The sequence below is a fragment of the Pelistega ratti genome, assembly GCF_009833965.1.
Lineage (GTDB): Bacteria > Pseudomonadota > Gammaproteobacteria > Burkholderiales > Burkholderiaceae_B > Taylorella > Taylorella ratti.
Genome location: NZ_CP047165.1, coordinates 373,750 through 396,610, shown reverse-complemented (window position 1 = coordinate 396,610; position 22,861 = coordinate 373,750). Strand labels below are relative to the sequence as shown.

Here is a 22,861-nt window from a genome sequence, read left to right as displayed (position 1 = left end):
CTCTATTCTGCTGATGGATTAGCAGGTTCTTGTTGATCTGATGCGTTTTCTTTTTGTTGTCCTGCTGCTGATTGTGCAGCGACATTAGGATCTTTTGCCCAAGGTAATGCATTGATCGGTGCTCCAGGACCAATTTTGGTAAATCCTTCAACAATAAGCTGATCACCTGATTTTAGACCAGAAGTAACAATCGTTTTATTATCAACAACTTCCCCTACTGTTACGGGGCGAAGAGCAACCTTACCCTCTTCTACGGTATAAACAAAGCTAGAACCATCTGCTTTACGTTGTAAGGCTTGATTAGGTACAAGTACAGCATTGTTATTGATACCACGTTCTAAACGAACACGCACAAACATACCCGGCAATAATAATTCATCACTGTTTGGGAAAGTGGCTCGTAAATTAACCTTACCCGTTGTTTCATCAACGCTAACACCACTAAATAAAAGTTTACCCGTTTCGTTATATGTACTACCATCTTCAAGGATTAAACGAACAGCTGCCGTGTTATTATCAACTCTTTCAAGCTCTCCATTGAGGAATGCTTTGCGTAACTGCATCATCTCTGTGGTTGATTGTGTAAAGTCCACATATACTTCATTAATCTGCTGTACTTTAGCTAATTGTGTTCCACTAGTTGCACTTACTAAAGCACCTTCTGTTACTAATGCTGCACCAACAATACCATCAATAGGTGAAATAACATCAGTATAAGATAAATCAATCTGCGCTGCGTCCAAGGCTGCTTTTGCTGCTTCTACAGCCGCAGCTGTTTGTTTTGCTGAAGCAATCGCTTGATCATATTCTTGACGGCTAACCGCATTTTCTTTAATTAAGGTTCTATAACGATTTGCTAAAGCAGCTGCACTACTTGCATTAGCGGTTGCTTGGCTAAGACTTGCTTGTGCGGCATTAACGTTGGCTTGATAAACAGCAGGATCAATTTTAAACAATGCCTGCCCTGCTTTTACTCGACTACCTTGCTCAAATTGAATACTTTGAATATTACCTGTAACACGAGCAATAACAACTGCATCTTTAATAGCATTAATACGACCTGGTAAGGTAGTAAAAATAGTTACTGGTTGCGATTCCAATGTAATCGTTGAAACATTCATTGGTGGACGTTGTGCTTGTTGGTTACTGCTCTCTCCGCAAGCACTAAGCAAAAACAAAGGTAGAAGTGCTGAGACTAATATTTTTTTATTAAAGTTCATAATTTTCATCATAGAAAAAGTAATACCGTTATAACGTAAATACGGTAACAACTATATAGGGTTTTTACTAAGTAACTGATTATTTTAAATAATAATACCTATTTAGACAAGCATTAGAATGCAAGCATATGTTTCTTTTTTTGATAACATTTATTACGTCTTTCTGCGTTTATACGATTAATAAAGATGCTTTTTTAGATAACTGATTTGCTTTTAATTGAGGTAGTAACATTGTTGCCATTTCTACCCCCTCTAACTCTGTTGTACGTTGAATCACTCTAGCACGCTGTAAGAAATCCTCTTCACTCACCTGTACTAATGGACCTTTAAAGGCTAAAACGATACGATTCCCATCTTCTGTCTCATCTAATACCAATACGCGTTGATGAAAGGCTTTCTGTATATTTTTTAAATTTTTACGGTAACTAGGGTGATGCCCAAATAAATTAACAACCATTACACCATAGTCTGCTAAGACCTGATAACAATGCTGATAAAAAATCAGTGAGTCTGCTACAGGACCTTGAGCCGTATAATCATATAAATCGACTAATAACACCTCTGAACGGTGATGATGTGTTGGATTGGCTACCCACTGTTGTGCATCATCATGTGTGATAGAAAATCGTTTATTTTGTTTGGGTAATCTAAAATACTGATAGCAAAAAGCTGTTACGGCAGGATTCCACTCTACACAATGCACTTCGGATTTACCTAATTTAAGGCAAGCACGCGCAAGAGAACCAGCTCCTAATCCCAGTAAATCAATTCGTTTAACAGAAGAGGTTTGTAAAAAAAGTAACCATGACATCATCTGCCTAGTATATAAAAATACTAAATGGGCAGGATTAGAAACTTGCATAGCACCTTGAATCCAAGGACTATTAAAATGTAAACACCGTACACCGTCCATTTCAGATAATGTCGGCATATCATTTTCTTGATCGGGGGCTGTTTTAGGCATTTCTCTCGGTTCTCTTGATAGTTGTTGCAATACCTTTGCTCGTTTTAAGGTATTTGTTAGCCAATGTATTGCAGTATTAACGACAATAAAGTTCATATCGAATGATAGTCAGTTATCATTTTAGAAATAGCTATTATATCGTAAGGATTATCTTATCTTTCTTTATTCTTCTCATTCATATGAGAGAAAATATAAGATAAAGAATTGGTAAAATATCTCCTTTATTTATCTATCGTAAAATAGCTTAATTATCATCTCCCATCAATTATAGGAATAATATGAAAATTGCCAGTTGGAATGTGAATTCTTTATCTGTCCGTCTTGAACAAGTAGTAGAGTGGTTATCCCATCACCCAGTAGATGTGTTATGTTTACAAGAAATCAAAATGGAAACACATAAATTTCCAGAAGATATTTTTAAATCTATTGGTTATCATGCTGTTTGGTCAGGTCAAAAAACCTATAATGGGGTCGCCATTATCAGCAAACAAAAAGCGGAACAGGTACAAATCAATAATCCTCTCTTTGAAGATGAACAACAACGTTTAATTGCTGCTGATTTTGCAACTCAACAAGGTAAAATCCGTGTGATTGGCGTATATTGTCCTAATGGTAGCTCTTTAGAGAGTAATAAATTTATCTATAAAATGGCATGGTTTGATGCATTAAATACCTATATTAAAGATCAACTCACTCACTATCCACAGTTGGTCTTAACAGGTGACTTTAATATTGCCCCTGAAGATCGTGATGTTCATGCAAAATATTCAGGTGATATTCTCGTTTCCCCTCAAGAAAGAGCGCAATTTACACATTTATTAAATTTGGGTCTAAAGGACTCTTTCCGTTTATTTGAACAAGAAGAGAAAAGTTTTAGTTGGTGGGATTATCGCCAGTTTGCTTTCAAACGTAATGCTGGTGTGCGTATTGATCATTTATTAATTTCAGATACATTGATTGATAAATGTATTGCTAGTACCATTGATAAAACCCCTCGTACCAATGAACGCCCCTCTGATCATACCCCAGTGATTGTAGAATTAGCCATATAGTGCTATCAGATACTCCAATTATAAAAAGCATTTATAAAATAATCTGCACCTTACCCCATCAGTCATCAAGACTTATTAGTAAGGTGCAGAGATGATATTTTTGAGACACTTTTACCTAGATCATAATACTATGCTATAAAAAAATATCTCTTATAAATACTAGCGGCTATTCCACTTGAGAGGACAAATATAGCCTTTTCTGATTATTCACCATCGAGAATACGGCGTTCTAATGTTTGTGCATCACTAACACTTTGCATAGGAACATGCAAAATATTTCGTGTATTTTGTGCATCAATATTCATAATAGAAATTAACTCGTTCTTAAAGGTAACGATTAAATTTTTACCAATATTACGACCAGTTAATTGTGCTAATTTTTTAGTACCTGCTGGTGAAAAGGCTAAATCAACGTATGGACGATTATTTTCATCAACAACAGCAATAGCATTACTTAAATCACTATAAAGTAATGTTTGACGAGGATCAACATAAACAGTACGCCCTTTTTGCTGTACTTGTGTGTAGCCACTAATAGGGTTGGTTGAACCGACATAGATAACCAACGATGATTTAACTTTTGTTGATGTTGCTGTTGTAGCTGGTTTTGTTGGTAAATCTGGCGGAGGTGCTGATGGAATATTGCTAGGTAAGCTCGATGGTGTTGATGGTGTAATCCCCATTAAACGATCAATAGCCTGACAGCCAACTAATGTTGTTGCAAGACCAAGTCCTATCAATAAACGATTAAATCGCATAATATTTCCCAAATAGTTAAAAATTATTCAAATACAATACACCCGATATTGTAGTCAGTTTTTTTCTGATCGTTATAAAAAACGCTCAAAGGGTTTTAAATATCGCCATTGTCCTTGTGGTAAATCGGCTAAAGTAACATTTCCCATCCGAACACGTTTTAAACCAACCACTTTAAGACCGACCAGTTCACACATACGGCGAATTTGACGCTTTTTACCTTCCCATAAAATAAAACGAAGCTGATCATCATTAATCCACTCAACTTCTGCTTCTCTCAAGGGTTGTCCGTCTAAACTTAATCCATGGTTAAGTAATTTTAAGCCATTACTGGAGGTTTTACCTTCTACTCGGACAATATATTCTTTTTCTACTTCAGAGTCATCACCAATTAATTGTCTGGCAACGCTACCATTCTGTGTTAGGACTAATAACCCTTGTGATTCAATATCTAATCGCCCTGCTGTCGCTAAGCCTTTTAGATGATTAGGATCAAATTGATGATGTGATTTATCAAACTGGCGATCAGGGGTAATCAATGAAATAGCTGCTTTATAGCCCTTTTCAGGTTGTGAAGAAACATAGCCGACAGGTTTATTTAAAATAATTGTTACTTGTTGAGCTTGGCGTGCTAATGCTTGTTTATCAAGTGTAATTTCTTGGTAAGGAAATGCTTTTGTACCTAGTGTTGCTACTTTTCCATCTACTCTTACCCAACCACGCTCAATAAATGCATCGGCTTCTCGCCGCGAACAAATACCCTGCTCGCTTAATAATTTTGATACTCTAACTTTTTCCATAATGGTTTATTTCTATTATTAACGGGGCTTATTGTACTATGAAATATAAAAATACTATATATTCTTCTGCTACAATAGCACGATTTAAATGCTTGGCTTAGTGATATGGTGTACTAAGCTAGCTCTAAAAAGGATAAATTTTACGATGATGCCACTTATTTCAAATTGGCGAAATACTCCCCCTTGTCAAGCATCTATAGCACAACGGTATTGGCTTAAACGCTCTGGTGCATTAACAAGTGGATTGAAAAAGCTCGGTCATGTACAGATTACCGTACTAAATGAATCATGTACTTCTTTAAAAGAAGAAGATAGCATTGCTATTCAAATACCTGTACATACACCTATTTGGGTACGTGAAATTATGATGTCAATTGATAATACACCCTGTATTTGGGCAAGAAGCATCACCCCACTCTCTGCCGCTCAATCAGTATGGAAAGGAATACGACAACTACAAACAAGACCTCTAGCCGATATGTTGTATCATGACCCTAGTATTACACGCTCAATGTTTGAATGTATTAATATTAAACAAAGTACGGTTTTACGTCATACGCATCAACGGTATTTTAATACCCCTCTTCCTACTGATTATTATGCCAGGCGTTCTGTCTTTCAACGAGCAAAACAACCATTAATGGTAACAGAATGCTTTTTACCTGCTTTTTGGTTATTACTCAATAAACAAATAAATTATCGATTTTAGTGTAGGTGATCTTTTAGAAAAATTATCCCTAATACACCATCTACACTAAGCAATCGTACCTATTGGATATTTTACAGATGGTGATATTACTGAGACGATGTATCATCAACAGTTTCCCACCATTTTCCAAACTGCTGCTGTCCTTCTGTAAAATAAAAAACTTCACCAATCATTGGGGTATAAAGGGGTAAATTTTCTCGTTCAGCCGCAGCGGATAGTCGTATCATTGGATCATCCCAAGCGTGTTTAGCCAAAGCAAATTTAGCATTATGCACAGACACAACTTTTTGTGGATGTAGATCCTTAATCGCTTGTACTAACTCATCAGGTTGTATATGAATTTGCGCCCATTGCGAATTATATTGCCCATTTTCCAAAATAGCTAAGCTAATGGGCTGAAAGCGCTTAGCAATATCCTGATAAAAAGTATCATAACCACTATCCCCACCTATATACACCGTTTCATTTGAGGTTTCTATCATAAAACTTGCCCAAAGTGTTTTATTGGCAGTCAGTGTTCTTCCTGAAAAATGACGTGCTGGTAAAGCAGTGATAAATACATCATCAAATTCAGCTTCTTCATTCCAATCAAGTTCAGTAATTTGTTCTGGTGCAAATCCCCAATATTCTAAGTGAGAGCCTACTCCTAAAGCAGTAATCACTTTTTTAACCTTAGGGATAAGCTGTTTTATCGTTTCATAATCTAGGTGATCCCAATGATCATGCGTAATCACTAGATAATCAATATCAGGCATATCTTCAGGACGATAAACATTAGACCCTTCAAACATATCATTAAAAAAGGGTAAAGGTGCACCGCTCACAAAAACAGGATCAACTAAAAAGCGTGTTCCATCTACTTGTAAAAGATAAGAGGAATGACCAAACCAAACGAAAAAATTACGATCTATTGGAATATTTTTTAAATCAGATTGAACATGGGGTAATGGTTTATTTGGTTTTAACCTATCTACATGATCAAATAAGAATTCATACATAACACGCCAACGAGACTTATCCCCCGTTTCGAGTGTTGTCGGTGTAAGATTAACAAACTCACCCTGTTTATAATGTGGTGATTGCTCAATTCTAATTAATCGTTCGCCTTCAGGAAGTTTTCCAAAAGGTTTTGTCTGCATAAAGAGATAAATCGCTACTATGCCAATAAGAATAATAAGTAGTAGAATAAAAAATATTTTGCGTATCATTTTAAACCGCATCATCCCCTGTTTCACCAGTACGGATACGTACCACTTGTTCTACATTGGTAACAAATATCTTGCCATCACCAATTTTACCCGTACGAGCTGCCTTTACAATTGCCTCAATAGCGGTTTCAAGTAATTCATCCTTGACAATTAACTCAATTTTAACTTTAGGTAAGAAGTCCACCGCATACTCTGCCCCACGATAAAGCTCTGTATGTCCTTTTTGTCGTCCAAAACCTTTTGCTTCTGTGACGGTTAATCCACTAATCCCCACTTCACTTAATTCTTCCCGTACTTCATCAAGTTTAAAGGGTTTAATCACCGCTGTAATTAATTTCATTGTATATCCTTAATTAATAGTAATAGCCATTTGTAATAGGAACTCGCCAATCTCTACCAAAAGATCGATGTGTTATTTTAGGTCCTGGCGCTCCCTGACGGCGCTTATATTCATTTATCCGCAATAAGCGAGCCACTTTTTCTACTGCTGCTACAGGAAAGCCAGCTTCTATAATGGTTTGGCTAGATTGATTTTGTTCCATCATACGTTCTAAGATAGCATCTAAAATATCATATTCTGGCAAACTATCTTGATCAGTCTGATCCTCACGTAATTCAGCGCTAGGGGGACGTGTAATAATCCGTTCAGGAATTACATAAGCAACAGTATTACGCCATTTTGCCAAACGATAAACTAACGTTTTGGGAATATCTTTTAGTACGGCAAATCCGCCTACCATATCACCATACAATGTGCAATAACCTGTTGCTAACTCTGATTTATTACCCGTTGTTAATACCATCGCACCAAATTTATTAGAAAAAGCCATTAATAATACGCCTCGAATACGAGCCTGAATATTTTCTTCTGTCGTATCCAATGGTAAATCTTGAAAACTAGGTTCTAAGGCAGATAAAAAAGTATTAAACATAGGTGAAATAGCAATTTCATGATAAGTAACACCTAATAATTGAGCCATTTCTGCCGCATCATTAACAGAGATATCAGCCGTATAGCGCGAGGGCATCATAACAGCACGCACATTTTCAGCACCTAACGCATCAACAGCAATTGCCATCACCACCGCCGAGTCAATTCCGCCTGATAAGCCTAAGACAACCTTTTTAAATCCATTCTTTTTCACATAATCATGTGTCGCCAGCACTAATGCTCGCCATACTTCCGATTCAATACATTCTTTCTTATCTTTAACTAAGGCTTGTTCTTTATTTGTTGTTTCTTGTAGGCTGAGTACAGTAGATGATTGAAGTGTACCGTCTTGTTTTAATTCAATAATGCCTAAAGCATTCACAAAGCTATTTAATACTTCAACTATTTGCCCTTTTGTATCAATAACTAAAGACTGTCCATCAAACACTAAGTCGTCTTGTCCACCGATAAGGTTACAATAAAATGTATTCATGTGATGAGCACTAATATTCGTTTTTAGTACCTCAATACGTTGCTCATCTTTATGCATAGTATAAGGAGAAGCATTTAGCACCAGTAAGCTTTGTGCACCATTTGCACTTGCTTGTGCTGCCACTTCAGCTAACCAAACATCTTCACAAATAGCAATACCAAATGTATGTCCTTTATAATGGAAAATAGATGCTTTTGACCCTTTTGTAAAGTAGCGGTGTTCATCAAAAACACTGTAATTGGGGAGTGCTTGTTTATAGTAAGTTTGCTGTATAACACCGTCAACAATTAAGGAAGCGGCATTATAGAGATGCCCTTCTTCCTGCGCTAAATGTCCCACTACAATATGAAGACCTTTAAATGGTATTAATTGTTTTTGCAAGGATTGTAAGGCTTGATCATGTTGCGCTAAAAAATGAGGGCGATACATTAAATCTTCTGGTTGATACCCTGTCAGAGCTAACTCAGGAAAAACAAGAATTTCAACCCCTTTTTCATGGGCAGTTTTAGCAGCCTCTACTATCAAGGTAACATTATGTTCAAATGCTCCTACTGTAGGATTTATTTGCGCTAAACCAATATAAATAGACGATGACATAATCAACCTAAAAGAATATCTAATCAAATAAACGGATAAATTATACACAGCTTTGCAGCTACTATGCTAGCACCTACGCTCTATTCCTATGACGGAAATTAAGGAAAATGTGTATAATCCTAGCGTTAGGTATTTTATTATTGTAAAGTCAAAGGTCTATCATGAGTGCATCACACAACCAATTCGATAAAAAAAGTGAAGCGTGGTCTGCCCGCTTTTCTGAACCTGTTTCTGAACTAGTTAAACGCTATACGGCTTCTGTTTTTTTTGAAACACGTTTAGCACCTTTTGATATTCAAGGCTCTTTGGCTCATGCTGAAATGCTTAGTCATGTCGGTGTTATTTCTCAACAAGATTATGCCGATATACAAAAAGGAATGGCGGTTATCTTAGAAGAAGTTCAGCAAGGTCATTTTGACTGGCAACTAGATCTTGAGGATGTTCATCTCAACATTGAAAAACGACTTGTTGAACTCATCGGCGATGCAGGTAAACGGTTACATACAGGTCGCTCACGCAATGATCAAGTCGCGACAGATATCCGTCTATGGTTACGCACAGAAATTGATACCTCTGCTGCTCTATTGCTTCAGTTACGTAAAGCATTAGCACAACTAGCATTAGTGCATCATGCCACCATTATGCCGGGGTTTACACACTTACAAGTGGCCCAACCCGTTACCTTTGGTCATCATCTATTAGCTTACGCAGAAATGTTTGGTCGTGATTATCAACGCTTACTAGATTGTCGTAAACGTGTGAATCAATTACCATTAGGAGCGGCTGCCTTAGCAGGTACATCTTATCCTATTGATCGTGAGCGTGTTGCAAAAACATTGCACTTTGATGGGGTATGCCGTAACTCATTAGATGCTGTATCTGACCGTGATTTTGCAATTGAATTTTGCGCTGCTGTTAGCCTTGTGATGACGCATATTTCACGTTTATCAGAAGAATTAATTCTTTGGATGAGTGCTAGAGTTGGATTTATTACCTTAGCCGATCGCTTTTGCACAGGTAGCTCAATTATGCCCCAAAAGAAAAATCCCGATGTACCAGAGCTAGCTCGAGGAAAAACAGGTCGTGTTAATGGTAACTTAATCGGTTTACTCACCCTTATGAAAGGTCAGCCATTAGCATATAATAAAGATAATCAAGAAGATAAAGAAGGACTATTTGATTCTGCTGATACTTTACGTGATACCTTAACTATTTTTGTTGATATGATTGCCGGGATTAAAGTAAATGCAGATAATATGCGTACTGCTGCCCTACAAGGTTTTTCAACAGCGACTGATTTAGCTGATTATCTAGTGAAAAAAGGTTTACCTTTCCGTGATGCCCATGAAACTGTAGCACTTGCTGTGAAAGAATGTGAGCAGAAAGGTATTGACTTGGCTGATTTATCTTTAGCAGAGCTAAAAGCCTTTAATAGTGCTATCGAAGAAGATATTTTTAAGGTATTAACACTAGAAGGCTCGGTTTCTTCTCGCCACCATATTGGAGGAACCGCTCCAGAGCGAGTAAAAGCAGAAGCAGAACGTATTTTAGCGGAATAGTTTTATATGATTTTATAAATCAGGCAATAAAAGTACCAATACTTGACTAAATATATGAGATAGAATTGCTAATACTGTTATATTTCTATTTTAGATAAACCCTTTATAGGATATATACTTCTCTTGGTATATATCCTATTTTTTAATATATTGATTAAGAATATAGCATATTCTTTAATTTTTATGATTTTCTTTATTTACTGCTGTAAAAGCTGATCATATAAATTACCCCAACTTCCCATATCACTATCTTGAGACATAAACTCTAAACCATGGATTTTAGCCGTTGAAAAATGTACTAAATCAAAATTATGTTTATCAATTTTCTTACCTTGTTGCTTCATTTGAAAACGATTATATTTTTCAAAACGAAATAAATTACTTGCTAACTGTGTGATTTTATAATCGATATTAATAGAAGAAAATTGTGCTATAGCATTTTTTATTTTTTGATATTCTTCTTCATTATTCCAATCAACACCCCTTAATACTTCATAACTAATTAATGGTGTGATAAAAACAGTCGTATTCTCTTCATTCATTAATGTCTTTAACTTATTCGCAGCATCCCCGCTTTTATTATTAAATGCTTCAATTAGAATATTAGAATCTAATAATACACGCTTCATACTACGCCCCCAATAAGTCTAAAATAGCTTTTTTTGCATTTTTCTGATATTCAGACTTTGTTGATTCTATTTTAATTTTGTTTAGATCTATATTAAAAGCTTCTTGTAATAAGTCAATTAAAGCAAAATTACTTGCATTAGGAATTTCTTCATTTACTACTTTATTTTTTTTACGAATTAATTTAGAAGCTGAACCATTATATAGCTGAGAAAGTATTAATGATGAATGTGTTGTAATAATAAAATGTGTATTAGGAAATACCTCAGATAAAATAGGTAAAATCTTTGTTTGCCACTCTATATGTAAATGACTTTCTATCTCATCGATAAGTACATATCCCTCAACGATTTCTATCTGCTGACTATTTGTAAAAAAAGCGTAGCCCGCAATAATAGATTGAATAATTTTAATAAGGGATGAAAAACCACTACTTAAAGCACTTAACTCTGTTTTTTGATTATCAATTAATAGAGATACCGTATTATTACCAGAGATTTTTAAACTAGACTTATCATTACTAATACGATTATCAATTCTATTTAAAACATTCAATAAAGAAATTAGCTCTAACTCCCTATTATCCTCATCATCTTGATAATAATTTGAAGAGTTGGCACGTTGAATAATCCACTCTTCAATAGGCGTATCCATATTAAGAGAAGAAAAATTATTCTTCATACTATCTATAATATGTTCAAAATATTTTGACTTTCGTTCTGTTACTGTACCTAAAGGACGAATAGTATTATGAGAAGAACGACTAATTTTCCCCCTATTCTGTGCAGCAAGAAAAACAACTGGATAAGTATGCGTTACCACATTGCTTGTTAGAAATTCTTTAATCCTAGTGTAGTGGTTTTTATCTTTATTAATAGTAGTAATAATTTCTTTATCAGAAATAGAACAAACATCAAAAATAAGATCTTCACTAAATAAACCATAGTCACTAAGCTCTTTATTTGTAAATAGTAATAAGGTATAAAGTGCTTCAAGCGTTTTGGTCTTTCCTGCCCCATTTGAACCTATCAGTACATTTATTTGTTTATCTGATAATGTTAGCTCTAACTCATCAATACCCTTAACACCTTGAAAATAGATATTATGTAAGGACAGCATAACTTCTCCGTAATAATGATAATTAATAGTTAATTATTTATACTATAAAATAGTTAGATTTGCAAAGATAATACAATCCTTTTCATAAGGTATAGTAATGCTATTACTACATCTTTTGCTTTTTAGCTGCCTGATATAGCCCCATAAATAATACTGTTATAAAGAAATAAAAATTCAATCCCGAATTATGATTAAAAAAAGACTGCGGTAAGCAATAAATCATAACGGCTAAGATATGACTAACACCCATTACCGACCACAGATGGGCGAATGAACCGACTACCGATTGCTTAATACCTCGGATAAAAATCCCTAAAGGTACTAAAAAAATACCTAATAAAGCCGTCAGTCCAATAATCCCTCTTGTAGAAGCATCATGTAGATATTGATTATGTGCATGACCAAATTGAGAGGCAAATTCTGATATTAAACCTTGCTCATAATGCTTTTTACGCATTTCAAGCACCCCTTCTTTTCCCCAACCAAGAATAGGTTTTTCCTGAATACCCAATAAAGCACTCTTCCACATATCAAAGCGCGCCCCTACCGAAGTACTACCATTATCTTTCTGAGCATATTGCGTAATATCATCATGTGCTTGTTGCCATCGCTTAACTAAGATATCACTTGCCAAGATACCACTAATAATAGCAATAGCCATAAGTCCGATTATCAATTTTTTACTTAATATTTGACGATAATAAAAAAGAATAACGGGTACAACACTAATCCCTAACCATGCCCCTCTTGAGGTTGTCATAAAGCTGGCTAATAAGGCAAATAATATCGCTATCACACCAATTACTACCCATTTACCCAGATGGTGATAAATAGCATAGCAAGTAATCGCTAAGCAAAACAAGGCAAAAGACATGGTGAAACCACCTGCTTGAATATGCATATGATTTGGAAAAGGAAGATCATCACTTAAACTAGTTTGGATAAGTGCTAGACACCCTACTGATATGCCAGATGATAGAATAGAGATAACAATCCATTTTTGTTTGAATGGTATTTGTGTTGTTAAAAATAATAGCGGTAATATCAATAAAATCCGCGAAATACTATCAATCTCTCTCAGTTTCCCTTGATGGTAAATAAGCGAAATAACAAATAAGGCTATATAAAATAAGATAGTGAAAATAAAATACTTATTTTCTTTGGGTACTTGCTGCCATGATAGGTACTGATAATTTTTAATCGAAAAATAGATAGCGGTAATAAAAAGAATAGCAGGAACGATAAAGTAAATAGGTCTAAAGGGAAGAAAAAGTAGAAAGAAAAGACAAATTAAACTGGTTAAGATAGATGATATTGAGATACTTTTCTCCATTAGATACCGCCCTTTTTCTTACTCATTAATTAAAACCCTGATATTACTATATTTTTCTAAAAATAACTATTCATTAAATATAAAAAACTAAATTAGCTACTTATTATAAGAAACAACTATGTTTTTGGTAATATTTTTCGATATAAATCACTATACTCTTTTGCCATACGTTCCGCAGAAAAATCATGTGTTTTTTTAAAGTGTTGGATATTACTTTTAAGCACTTCTCGTGAAATTTCCCCTCTTTTTAGCAATAATAACAATGTTTTATACGTTTCAAAATCATTATCTTTTACTAAAAATCCTGTTTTTCCATCTTCGATAATCTCTATCATCCCCCCTACTTTATGGGCAATAGTCGGTACATTATATTGATAAGCTTCTAAAATAACATTACCCAGTCCTTCTGAATGTGATGGAACAAGTTGCACATCTATATTTTTAAATATACTACCAATAGCTTTAGTCGCAGGGATAAAGGTTAAATTCTCTATGCCCCTTGCTTGTTGCTTTAATTCAGCTTCTAGCGTCCCTGACCCTACAATAAAAAAGTCAATATCGGGAAGTGCCTTAGCTAATGAAATCGTTAACGGAAAATTCTTAATAGCTTGTAAATTACCGATATGTGCTACCTTTAATCTCTCTGTTTTGAGAGGAAAGTATTGTTGCTCTATCTTTTCATCTGTATATGTCGGTTTAACACTACCGTAAATTGTTATACTATTTGGATTTAATTGCTTTAAATGCTTGGTAATTTGATGGCTAATACCTACTAAAAAGTCAGCCTGACGGTATGATAAGACAGAAAGTTTTCTTTTAAGCGGTTTATAGACTCTACGTGTAATCACATAAGGTGTCCCTGTTAGGCATTTAATAAGCAGGGCTATATGGACAGATCGCCCATCCTGAGCATGTACAATTAAATTTTTATGCTTATAGGCGAGTTTTAATGCTTGTAAAAAAGATAAAATAACAATATCAATAGACTGTTGTTGCAGACTTTTTACGAGTTTGCCATTTGGTTTTCCTAAGAAAAAACATTTATACCCTTTTATATGTTTAATTAATTCTTCTGTCTGTACCTCTCCCCCACCATAACCAGATGCCATATTAATATAGAGTAATTGGGGAGTAGATAATATCTGATCAGTCATAAAGTATTTAAATTTCTCAATTAAGTAAAATGCAATGAAGAGATGCTTCTTTTATAAAAGAATGCTTTTTATTATACCGTTAAATACTCATTTATATTAGGCGATACAAGTATTTTATTTTTACCTTTTTATCAAAAAGTTTTATAGATAGAAAAAACCTATAGATAATAGCTTCACATAATAGGTAAATAAAGTATCGATCATCCTTTAGAATATATTGATATTCCTTATATACTCTCTTACGTATCTAATAAAAATAGAGAAATTTTGTATAATAGATAAAATCTCTCAAGTTATTATTCTTTTTATTTAAAAATGACTATGCCAAGTATTGCTGCCGCCCTTATTGTTAAAAATGAAGAGAAAGATCTTGCTGCTTGTCTTGATACCGTTAAGGACTGGGTGGATGAAATTATTATTGTAGATTCTGGTAGTACAGATAATACCCCTACTATTGCAGAAAAATATGGTGCAAAATTTTATATCCATACGGATTGGCAGGGATTTGGTAAACAACGTCAGTTAGCTCAGCAATATGTAACGAGCGATTATGTCTTATGGTTAGATGCCGATGAGCGTATTACTGAAATACTCAAAAAGTCAATTCAATATGCCATCGAAAAAGATGAAAATAATGTTATCTATGCTCTTTCTCGACAGAGTGAATTTTTTGGAAAAATGATTTATCACTCAGGTTGGTACCCTGACTATGTGACGCGCTTATATAAAACAAAAGATACTCACTATTCTGATGACCTTGTTCATGAAAGCGTTATTATTCCTCCTCATTTTAGAGTACAAAAATTAAAGGGAACTTTGCTGCATTATACGTATAAAGATCTTCAGCATTATTTATATAAAGCATCTAGCTATGGTAAAGCATGGGCAGATCAAAGAGAAAAAAAAGGGAAAACAACCAGTTTATTTAGTGCTTTTAACCATTCATTAGCACGTTTTATTCGTCTTTATATCCTTAAAAAAGGCTTCTTAGATGGTAAACATGGTTTTTTACTTGCTGTACTATCTGCCTACTCTACCTTTATTAAATATGCTGATTTATGGATTAGAAATCAGAAAAAACATTAACTAAACACTATTTTTCTAACAATATCCGCACTAAATCCTCTACTCGCTAAAAAACGCATTTGTTTTGCTTTTTCTTGTGGTGTAGTTGCTTTTTGTCCTTTAAATTTTTTATTCCAAACAGCTAAAGCACGTTCATACTCTGTCTCACGTAGAGACATTTTAATATCCACTAAGGTATCTTGCTCTAAATGATGTTTACTTAATGCTTGTATAATTTTTTGACTACCCCAGCGCGTTTGTTTACTACTTACAAAATTTTCTGCAAAACGTGTATCTGATTGCCATTTCTCTTTTTGTAATCGAGTAATTACTTGATTAATTGCTACTTCATCATCCGTGTAACGGTATAATTTTTGACGTAATTCCTGTTCAGAATATTCTCGCCTAGAAAGTAGCATAACAGCTTTATTTAATAAATTAACGGGCTTTGATGAAGAGATATCCGTTGGTTGCCCATTTGTCGTTTGTATCTCCTCTGTTTGATAAGGCATTTCATCAGCAGAAGATTGATGATAGTCTGTATCCATTTCAAAACCACCATCCCACTGATATGTTTTTCTAGGTATATTTTGTTTTCTATGATTGCTTATTAGTAAATTAGTATTATTAGCTGATTTATCTACTCTACCAGTATTTTTACTAAATCCTACTTTATTCTCGCTATCCTCTATATATTGGAATTGTTTCTGCTGAAGAGTTGATGGAACTGATAATGTTTGAATAATTTCTTTTGCCTTTAATAAACGCTTTTGTTTAGAGGATTTTTCAAACTGTTCAGGTATATCTTTTAGATTTAACGTTTCTTTATTTACCATGCTACTATCAGCTCACTATTTTCTTCTCTCAGGAGATACAAGTATAAAAAGGGACTTCTCTTACAAAGAGCAATCCCTTTTATATATGAAGAATAATTAACCCATTAGGCAATACAGGATAAGGAAAAACTATTCCTCAATTAATATTTCATCGTCTTCTTCACTATTCGATTCATCATGAATAGCCGCCATCTCAATTAAACCAAGATTTTGACGAATTTTATTTTCAATCTCTCTTGCTAATTCTGGATGCTCTCGTAAGTATTCTCGAACATTATCCTTACCTTGCCCAATACGCGTACCCTCATAACTAAACCAAGCACCTGCTTTATCCACAATACCTGCTTTAACACCAAGATCAATAATCTCCCCTTCACGAGAAATACCTGAATTATAAAGAATATCAAATTCTACTTGTTTAAAAGGTGGCGCTACTTTGTTTTTAACAACCTTAACGCGTGTTTCATTACCAACAACTTCGTCCCCTTTTTTGATTGATCCAATACGGCGAATATCTAAACGAACAGAAGAATAGAATTTAAGTGCATTACCACCAGTAGTTGTTTCAGGACTACCAAACATTACACCAATTTTCATACGAATTTGGTTAATGAAAATAACCATACAATTGGTACGTTTGATAGAGGCTGTTAATTTGCGTAATGCTTGACTCATTAAGCGAGCTTGAAGTCCGGGCAGATTATCTCCCATATCGCCTTCAATCTCAGCTTTAGGTACAAGAGCAGCTACAGAGTCCACAACAATTAAATCCACTGAACCTGAGCGAACTAAAGCGTCTGTAATCTCTAAGGCTTGCTCCCCTGTATCAGGTTGAGAAATCAATAAATCAGCTAAATTAACCCCTAATTTGGCTGCATACTGTACATCTAAGGCATGCTCAGCATCAATAAAAGCACAAGTACCACCCAGTTTTTGCATTTCGGCAATAGCTTGTAAGGTAAGTGTTGTTTTACCACTTGATTCAGGACCATATATTTCAATTACTCGTCCACGCGGTAACCCCCCAACACCTAATGCAATATCAAGACCTAAAGAGCCTGTTGATACGACTTGGATATCATGCGTGACTTCATTATCACCATATCGCATGACCGAGCCTTTACCAAACTGTTTTTCAATCTGAGCAAGGGCCGCACTTAGTGCTTTTTCTCTTTCGGCTGCTGCCGCTTTTGTTTGTTTATCATCCATAAAATAGGGTCCTATAAAATCAATAAAGTGTTATTCACTTACACTATACACAATATTATGCCATTAAAAATACTGTATGTCTATACAGTGGATAAATTTATCGCTTATTTACATCACTTTTACGACTATTTTTTCTACTTTCTATTTTAAAAAACATTATTTTTCTTTTCATTTTCATATAGTTAATATAATGTTATGATTTAATCATATTATTTGCTTACACGATAAAAACTTTCCAATCTCTTATATTTGCGTTATTCTACTACACCTATTTTAACGATCCCAATAAGTTATTATTTAGCTAAACATTCTTGCGTTACAATACATTATTCATTAAATCATTTAATCTATGATCAGATAATGATTATTCGCCTTATTACTAAAGTAAATTTATTCTTACTAAGAGTCTTTTATGTGGTTTAAAAACTTAAAAATCTTTCGTCTTTCGCCAACATGGCAACCCTCTTCTGAAGAACTAGAAGCCTTACTTGAGAAACAGCTATTTGTCCCTGAACAATTTTCTGGTGAACCACTTAATCTAGGGTGGGCTCCTTTTTTTGAGGAAGAAGGTACGCTACTACATAAGATAGGACACCAATATTTACTTAAATTAAAAGTAGAAAAAAAACTACTTCCTACTTCTGTTATTAATCAATTTGCCAAAACTAAAGCCCAAGAAATAGAAGAACAACAAGGCTATAAAGTAGGTCGCAAGCAAATGAAAGAGATTAAAGAAAATGTAGCGGCTGTTCTTCGGACAAAAGCCTTTAGTATCTATCGTGAGACACGCGTATGGATAGATACTGAAAATCATTGGCTTATTATTGATACAGGAGCTAGTAATAAAGCAGATGAGGTTATTGGTATGCTAGCCAAAATACTAGATCCACTCCCGATTCTTAGCTTTATTACAGAACAATCACCTACAAGTTCGATGACCCGATGGTTAGTAGATGATGAAGTACCAACACCCTTTACTATCGATCAGGATACAGAGCTAAAGTCTATGACCGACTCTCGTATTAGTGTTCGCTATGCAAATCATTCTCCTGAACAAGAAGAAATTACTCGCCATATTACGGCTGGAAAAACGTGTACGCGCCTTGCTTTAACATGGAATGATAGGGTTTCCTTTATGTTAAATGATGCAGGTGATATTCGTCGTATTACACCTCTTGAGGTATTAGCAGAGTCTCGTGAAGTGGTTAATTCTGATGATGCTATTGAGCATTTTGATGCAGAAATGTTATTAATGTTTGGGGAACTAAATGGCTTACTTAATGATCTAACACAAGCATTAGGTGGAGAAAAGAAAGCCACTTAATAGTTTTCTCATAAGAACGCTGTATCTTACCTGTGTAAAATTACTTATTTATAGTAATTTTATTGATAATGCCATAAAGTGGGTAAAAGTATGGTAGCAACCCCTAGGCACTATTAAATGAACTTATTAAGGACTGTATTACTTATTACAAAATACAGTCCTTTTAGATAAAAATAATAAGAGAATTATTAATCATTTCAATACTATATCTATAAAACTAAAAATATAGAAATCAATAAGCACTATATCTTTAAATTAAGTAAAAGATTATTTACATCATTTATAAACTATTCATTTTATTTATTCTCAATATATCTCATAAATTAACTACCTAATCTCTATTAGTGATTGACTATATAGTAAAGTAATATTTTCCCCTTATAGCTAAAAATAATTTTTATATATACGCTAAAACAGATACAATAGCCTCCTATTTATCTCTATTATTATTTTATATGATTAATATTCCCTCTATTTCTGTACATACACTCAAAGACTGGCAAGATCAAGGTAAGCATTTTACATTACTAGATGTACGCCGAGATGATGAAGTGGCCTATGCCTATATCAAAGGCTATCAACATATACCTATGCATCTTATTCCTATTCGTCATACAGAAATTGATGATACCTACCCTATTGTAATTTATTGTCATCATGGCGTACGTAGCTTACAAACAGCAAAATACCTAGCCGAAATGGGATTTGAAAACCTTTTTAATCTTGAAGGTGGTATTCATGCTTGGTCTCAAGAAATAGATAATACCGTACCAATGTACTAAGACTATCACCCTCATTTTTTAATCAATAGTATGAATAAGTTATTTTATTTAATTACAAATAGATAAAAAATATAACTATTCAACATAATAACTTGAAAAAATTACTTAAACATAGTACCATTTATGAGAATTATTCTCATTTATACTCTTAAAGGATACTTAATGAAATTTTCTACATTCTTAAAACCTATCGTTCTTGCTTGCACATTAGCAAGTTCTATGGTTCATGCAACAGAAGAAGTAAATATTTATACTACTCGTGAGCCAGGTTTATTACAACCATTACTTGATCAATTTACCAAGGATACTGGTGTAAAAGTTAATACTGTTTTTGTTAAAGATGGTCTAGCTGAACGTGTCACTAATGAAGGCAATCGTTCACCTGCTGATATACTAATGGTGGTAGATATTGGTCGCCTAACAGAATTATCAGAAAAAGGACTTGCTCAACCTATTAAATCTGCGGTACTAGAAGATGTTATTCCACCTCAATACCGTGACCCTAACGGTGAATGGTTCGCCTTATCATTGCGTGATCGTATCTTATATGTTGCCAAAGATTTAGATCTTGACCATTTTACTTATGAAGAACTTGCTGATCCTAAATGGAAAGGCAAAGTGTGCATTCGCTCAGGACAACACCCTTATAACACTAGCTTAATTTCTGCTTTTATTGCGCATAATGGTGAAGCAAAAACAGAAGAATGGTTAAAAGGTATTAAAGCTAACCTTGCACGTAAAGCTGCGGGTGGAGACCGTGAAGTAGCACGTGATATTTTGGCAGGTATTTGTGATATCGGTATTGCCAACTCTTACTATGTAGGCCGTATGCGTAATGAGAAAGAAGGCTCTGAACAACGTCAATGGGGTGATGCTATCAAAGTGATTCGTCCTGTTTTTGCTAGTGCAAAAGATGGTGGTACACATGCTAATGTGAGTGGTGCAGTTGTCGCTAAATACGCACCTCATAAAGAGAATGCCGTTAAACTATTAGAGTATCTTGTGAGTGATAAAGCACAAGCTATGTATGCCAAAATTAACTATGAATATCCCGTTCGTAAAGGAACAGAATTAGATCCTATCGTTGCTTCTTTTGGTGAGTTTAAAGCAGATGCACTTCCTATGTCTGAAGTACCTAAAAATCGTCAAAAAGCAAGTGAATTAGTCGATAAAGTAGGTTTTGATAATTAATAATCATAGCAATAACTTATTTTAATTTTCTACAAGGGTGGTTTCTCTGTGAACTACCCTTTTTCTTTATTTAAACGCATTTAACTTTTGGTGGTATAAAGCATTCTAAATTCTTTTCTCTGATTCACAATGATCACCCCTATAGTAGAGGCTACTATATCACAATACTTAATGAATTATTATGACAGTTATAAAACACTTACATTCCACTAAACCTTGTTTTAGTAAGGTTATATGTTACAATGAATAAGAATGATTATCTTTTCTATATCTAAATTCTTATGAAACTTCAAAAAAATCATAGAATAACACTTTGGCAAGTACTTGGCTGGATCACCGTTTTAATGGTACTTGCACCTATTCTAAGTCTTTTGATACTGGCTATTACAGGTAATTTTGATCATTGGCATAATCTATTACAATATGTTATTCCAACTGCCTTGAGTAATACATTACTATTACTAATAGGTGTTGCAATTGTAGTTGGATTAGTAGGAACAGGTAGTGCATGGCTGACTTCTGCCTACCATTTCCCTACACGTAAAATACTAATGTGGGCATTACTACTCCCCCTAGCTGTCCCTACTTATATTATGGCATTCGCCTATTTAGATTTACTACACCCTTTGGGGCCTATACAAGGTGTTATTCGCGAGCTATTGGGCTATTCTTCTCCTCGAGAATTTAGGTTACCAGATATTCGTTCTATGATAGGTGCTATTTTTATTATGGGTTTAGCACTCTATCCTTATGTCTATCTTAGTGTACGAGTGATGTTTATGAGCCAATCAGCTAATCTGGTTGAAGCTGCCCGTACACTGGGTTGTACACCAAGACAAGCCTTTATTCGTCTTATTTTACCTATGGCACGCCCTGCTATTGCTGTAGGGATTAGTCTTGCTCTACTAGAAACGCTTAATGATATTGGGGCTTCTGAATTTTTAGGTATTCAAACATTAACTGTCTCCATCTATACAGCATGGGTTACACGCTCCAATCTATCCGCTGCAGCACAGATTGCTATTTTTATGCTCTTTATTGTCACCATGATTATTTATGTGGAACGTCTTAGTCGTCAGCGCCAACGATACGCTAATACACAACGTCCTCGTGCCATTCAACCACAAATACTCACTGGTTGGAAAGCAATACTGGCCATTATCTTTGGCTGGCTACCTGTTATTGCTGGCTTTGTCTTTCCTGCCCTTTATTTAATCATAGAAACACTAAAACGTATCCATAATGTAGGAACAGTATCAAATGCTTTATTAAGCAGTACAATAAATACGGTCATACTAGCAGCCATTGCCACTTTATTAACAGTATTTTTAGGATTAATCATAGCATGGGTGGTCAGACAACCTCGATTTAAATATGGTAAAGCGATGGTCCGTCTAGGTAGTTTAGGTTATGCTATTCCCGGCTCTGTTTTAGCTATTGGACTACTTTCTCCTTTAGTATTGATTGATAGTGCCATTAGCCACATCATGGAAGTGTTTTTTTCTTTTCCACCCCAACTATATCTTATGGGTAGTATAGCAGGACTCGTTATCGCTTATTGTATTCGCTTTATGGCAATGGGAATTGGCTCTGTTGAATCTGGTTATGCCCGTATTCCATTATCACTGGATAATGCAGCACAAACTCTCGGTTACTCTCCTACACAGATTTTTAGAAAAATACATTTTCCTCTTCTAAAACCAGCACTGGGTGCAGCAGCCTTACTTGTTTTTGTAGATGCCATGAAAGAGCTTTCTGCGACCTTATTATTACGCCCATTAAACTTTGAAACCCTATCGACATGGTTATATGCAGAAGCCGCACGGGGAACGTATGAAGAAGGTGCTATTGCTGCACTTCTCATCGTTCTTGTTGGTTTACTTCCCGTTATTTTTTTAGCGCGTACACAATTTAAAAATACTTACTAATGAA

The 22,861-nt window shown here is 34.8% G+C and carries 21 protein-coding genes; 8 read left to right on the top strand and 13 right to left on the bottom strand.

Annotated features, from left to right (window positions below; translation table 11 throughout):
- Positions 1-2 precede the first annotated feature (2 nt).
- Positions 3-1,220, bottom strand: coding sequence for an efflux RND transporter periplasmic adaptor subunit (locus tag F9B76_RS01675; protein ID WP_243140663.1), 1,218 nt, complete (start codon positions 1,218-1,220; stop codon positions 3-5).
- A 169-nt stretch (positions 1,221-1,389) separates the two neighbouring features.
- Positions 1,390-2,280 carry a spermidine synthase gene (locus F9B76_RS01670; RefSeq protein WP_201289327.1) on the bottom strand — a complete coding sequence of 297 codons (891 nt, stop codon included), beginning with the start codon at positions 2,278-2,280 and terminating at the stop codon, positions 1,390-1,392.
- 182 nt (positions 2,281-2,462) lie between these two features.
- On the opposite strand from F9B76_RS01670, the gene xth reads away from it, so the two are divergent.
- Positions 2,463-3,236 carry an exodeoxyribonuclease III gene (gene xth, locus F9B76_RS01665; protein ID WP_159990523.1) on the top strand — a complete coding sequence of 258 codons (774 nt, stop codon included), beginning with the start codon at positions 2,463-2,465 and terminating at the stop codon, positions 3,234-3,236.
- 203 nt (positions 3,237-3,439) lie between these two features.
- Here xth and F9B76_RS01660 read toward each other — a convergent pair whose 3' ends face one another.
- A complete protein-coding gene (locus F9B76_RS01660; protein WP_159990522.1) occupies positions 3,440-3,994 on the bottom strand; it encodes a SecDF P1 head subdomain-containing protein in 555 nt (184 codons plus the stop codon).
- A gap of 72 nt (positions 3,995-4,066) precedes the next feature.
- Entirely contained in the window at positions 4,067-4,792 is a 726-nt protein-coding gene (locus F9B76_RS01655; protein WP_159990521.1) for a pseudouridine synthase, read from the bottom strand.
- A 145-nt stretch (positions 4,793-4,937) separates the two neighbouring features.
- Here F9B76_RS01655 and F9B76_RS01650 point away from each other — a divergent pair, with 145 nt between their 5' ends.
- A complete protein-coding gene (locus tag F9B76_RS01650; RefSeq protein ID WP_159990520.1) occupies positions 4,938-5,501 on the top strand; it encodes a chorismate--pyruvate lyase family protein in 564 nt (187 codons plus the stop codon).
- An 86-nt stretch (positions 5,502-5,587) separates the two neighbouring features.
- Here F9B76_RS01650 and F9B76_RS01645 read toward each other — a convergent pair whose 3' ends face one another.
- The 3 genes from F9B76_RS01645 to F9B76_RS01635 form a co-directional block, all read right to left on the bottom strand.
- Positions 5,588-6,640, bottom strand: coding sequence for an MBL fold metallo-hydrolase (locus F9B76_RS01645; RefSeq protein ID WP_201289326.1), 1,053 nt, complete (start codon positions 6,638-6,640; stop codon positions 5,588-5,590).
- 70 nt (positions 6,641-6,710) lie between these two features.
- A complete protein-coding gene (locus F9B76_RS01640) occupies positions 6,711-7,049 on the bottom strand; it encodes a P-II family nitrogen regulator (RefSeq protein WP_159990518.1) in 339 nt (112 codons plus the stop codon).
- 13 nt (positions 7,050-7,062) lie between these two features.
- Positions 7,063-8,730, bottom strand: coding sequence for an NAD+ synthase (locus tag F9B76_RS01635; RefSeq protein WP_159990517.1), 1,668 nt, complete (start codon positions 8,728-8,730; stop codon positions 7,063-7,065).
- Between the two features lie 161 nt (positions 8,731-8,891).
- Between F9B76_RS01635 and argH the strand changes: the two genes are divergently transcribed.
- Positions 8,892-10,289 carry an argininosuccinate lyase gene (gene argH / locus F9B76_RS01630; RefSeq protein WP_159990516.1) on the top strand — a complete coding sequence of 466 codons (1,398 nt, stop codon included), beginning with the start codon at positions 8,892-8,894 and terminating at the stop codon, positions 10,287-10,289.
- Positions 10,290-10,486: 197 nt separating this feature from the next.
- Here the strand turns inward: argH and F9B76_RS01625 are convergent, their stop codons facing one another.
- The 4 genes from F9B76_RS01625 to F9B76_RS01610 form a co-directional block, all read right to left on the bottom strand.
- Positions 10,487-10,918 carry a type II toxin-antitoxin system VapC family toxin gene (locus tag F9B76_RS01625; protein ID WP_159990515.1) on the bottom strand — a complete coding sequence of 144 codons (432 nt, stop codon included), beginning with the start codon at positions 10,916-10,918 and terminating at the stop codon, positions 10,487-10,489.
- Between the two features lies 1 nt (position 10,919).
- The gene (locus tag F9B76_RS01620) at positions 10,920-12,035 is read right to left on the bottom strand and encodes an AAA family ATPase (RefSeq protein ID WP_159990514.1); all 1,116 of its coding nucleotides are present in this window, start codon (positions 12,033-12,035) and stop codon (positions 10,920-10,922) included.
- 106 nt (positions 12,036-12,141) lie between these two features.
- On the bottom strand, positions 12,142-13,368 hold the full coding sequence (locus F9B76_RS01615; RefSeq protein WP_159990513.1) for an O-antigen ligase family protein: 1,227 nt from the start codon (positions 13,366-13,368) through the stop codon (positions 12,142-12,144).
- A 116-nt stretch (positions 13,369-13,484) separates the two neighbouring features.
- Positions 13,485-14,522: a glycosyltransferase family 4 protein gene (locus F9B76_RS01610; RefSeq protein WP_159990512.1), complete on the bottom strand. Its 1,038-nt coding sequence runs from the start codon at positions 14,520-14,522 to the stop codon at positions 13,485-13,487.
- Positions 14,523-14,843: 321 nt separating this feature from the next.
- Here F9B76_RS01610 and F9B76_RS01605 point away from each other — a divergent pair, with 321 nt between their 5' ends.
- The gene (locus tag F9B76_RS01605) at positions 14,844-15,608 is read left to right on the top strand and encodes a glycosyltransferase family 2 protein (protein WP_159990511.1); all 765 of its coding nucleotides are present in this window, start codon (positions 14,844-14,846) and stop codon (positions 15,606-15,608) included.
- Here the strand turns inward: F9B76_RS01605 and recX are convergent.
- Both recX and recA read right to left on the bottom strand, forming a co-directional pair.
- A complete protein-coding gene (gene recX / locus F9B76_RS10305) occupies positions 15,605-16,423 on the bottom strand; it encodes a recombination regulator RecX (protein ID WP_243140662.1) in 819 nt (272 codons plus the stop codon). The two genes, F9B76_RS01605 and recX, sit on opposite strands and share 4 nt — an antisense overlap.
- 129 nt (positions 16,424-16,552) lie before the next feature.
- A complete protein-coding gene (recA, locus tag F9B76_RS01595; RefSeq protein ID WP_159990510.1) occupies positions 16,553-17,632 on the bottom strand; it encodes a recombinase RecA in 1,080 nt (359 codons plus the stop codon).
- A gap of 412 nt (positions 17,633-18,044) precedes the next feature.
- On the opposite strand from recA, the gene F9B76_RS01590 reads away from it, so the two are divergent.
- From F9B76_RS01590 to F9B76_RS01575, 4 genes are all read left to right on the top strand, one after another.
- On the top strand, positions 18,045-18,956 hold the full coding sequence (locus F9B76_RS01590; RefSeq protein WP_159990509.1) for a recombination-associated protein RdgC: 912 nt from the start codon (positions 18,045-18,047) through the stop codon (positions 18,954-18,956).
- A 455-nt stretch (positions 18,957-19,411) separates the two neighbouring features.
- Complete coding sequence (locus F9B76_RS01585; protein WP_159990508.1) at positions 19,412-19,738, top strand: rhodanese-like domain-containing protein; 327 nt, start codon at positions 19,412-19,414, stop codon at positions 19,736-19,738.
- A 162-nt stretch (positions 19,739-19,900) separates the two neighbouring features.
- A complete protein-coding gene (locus F9B76_RS01580; protein ID WP_159990507.1) occupies positions 19,901-20,929 on the top strand; it encodes a Fe(3+) ABC transporter substrate-binding protein in 1,029 nt (342 codons plus the stop codon).
- Positions 20,930-21,210: 281 nt separating this feature from the next.
- On the top strand, positions 21,211-22,857 hold the full coding sequence (locus tag F9B76_RS01575; RefSeq protein ID WP_243140661.1) for an ABC transporter permease: 1,647 nt from the start codon (positions 21,211-21,213) through the stop codon (positions 22,855-22,857).
- The last annotated feature ends 4 nt before the right edge of the window (positions 22,858-22,861 follow it).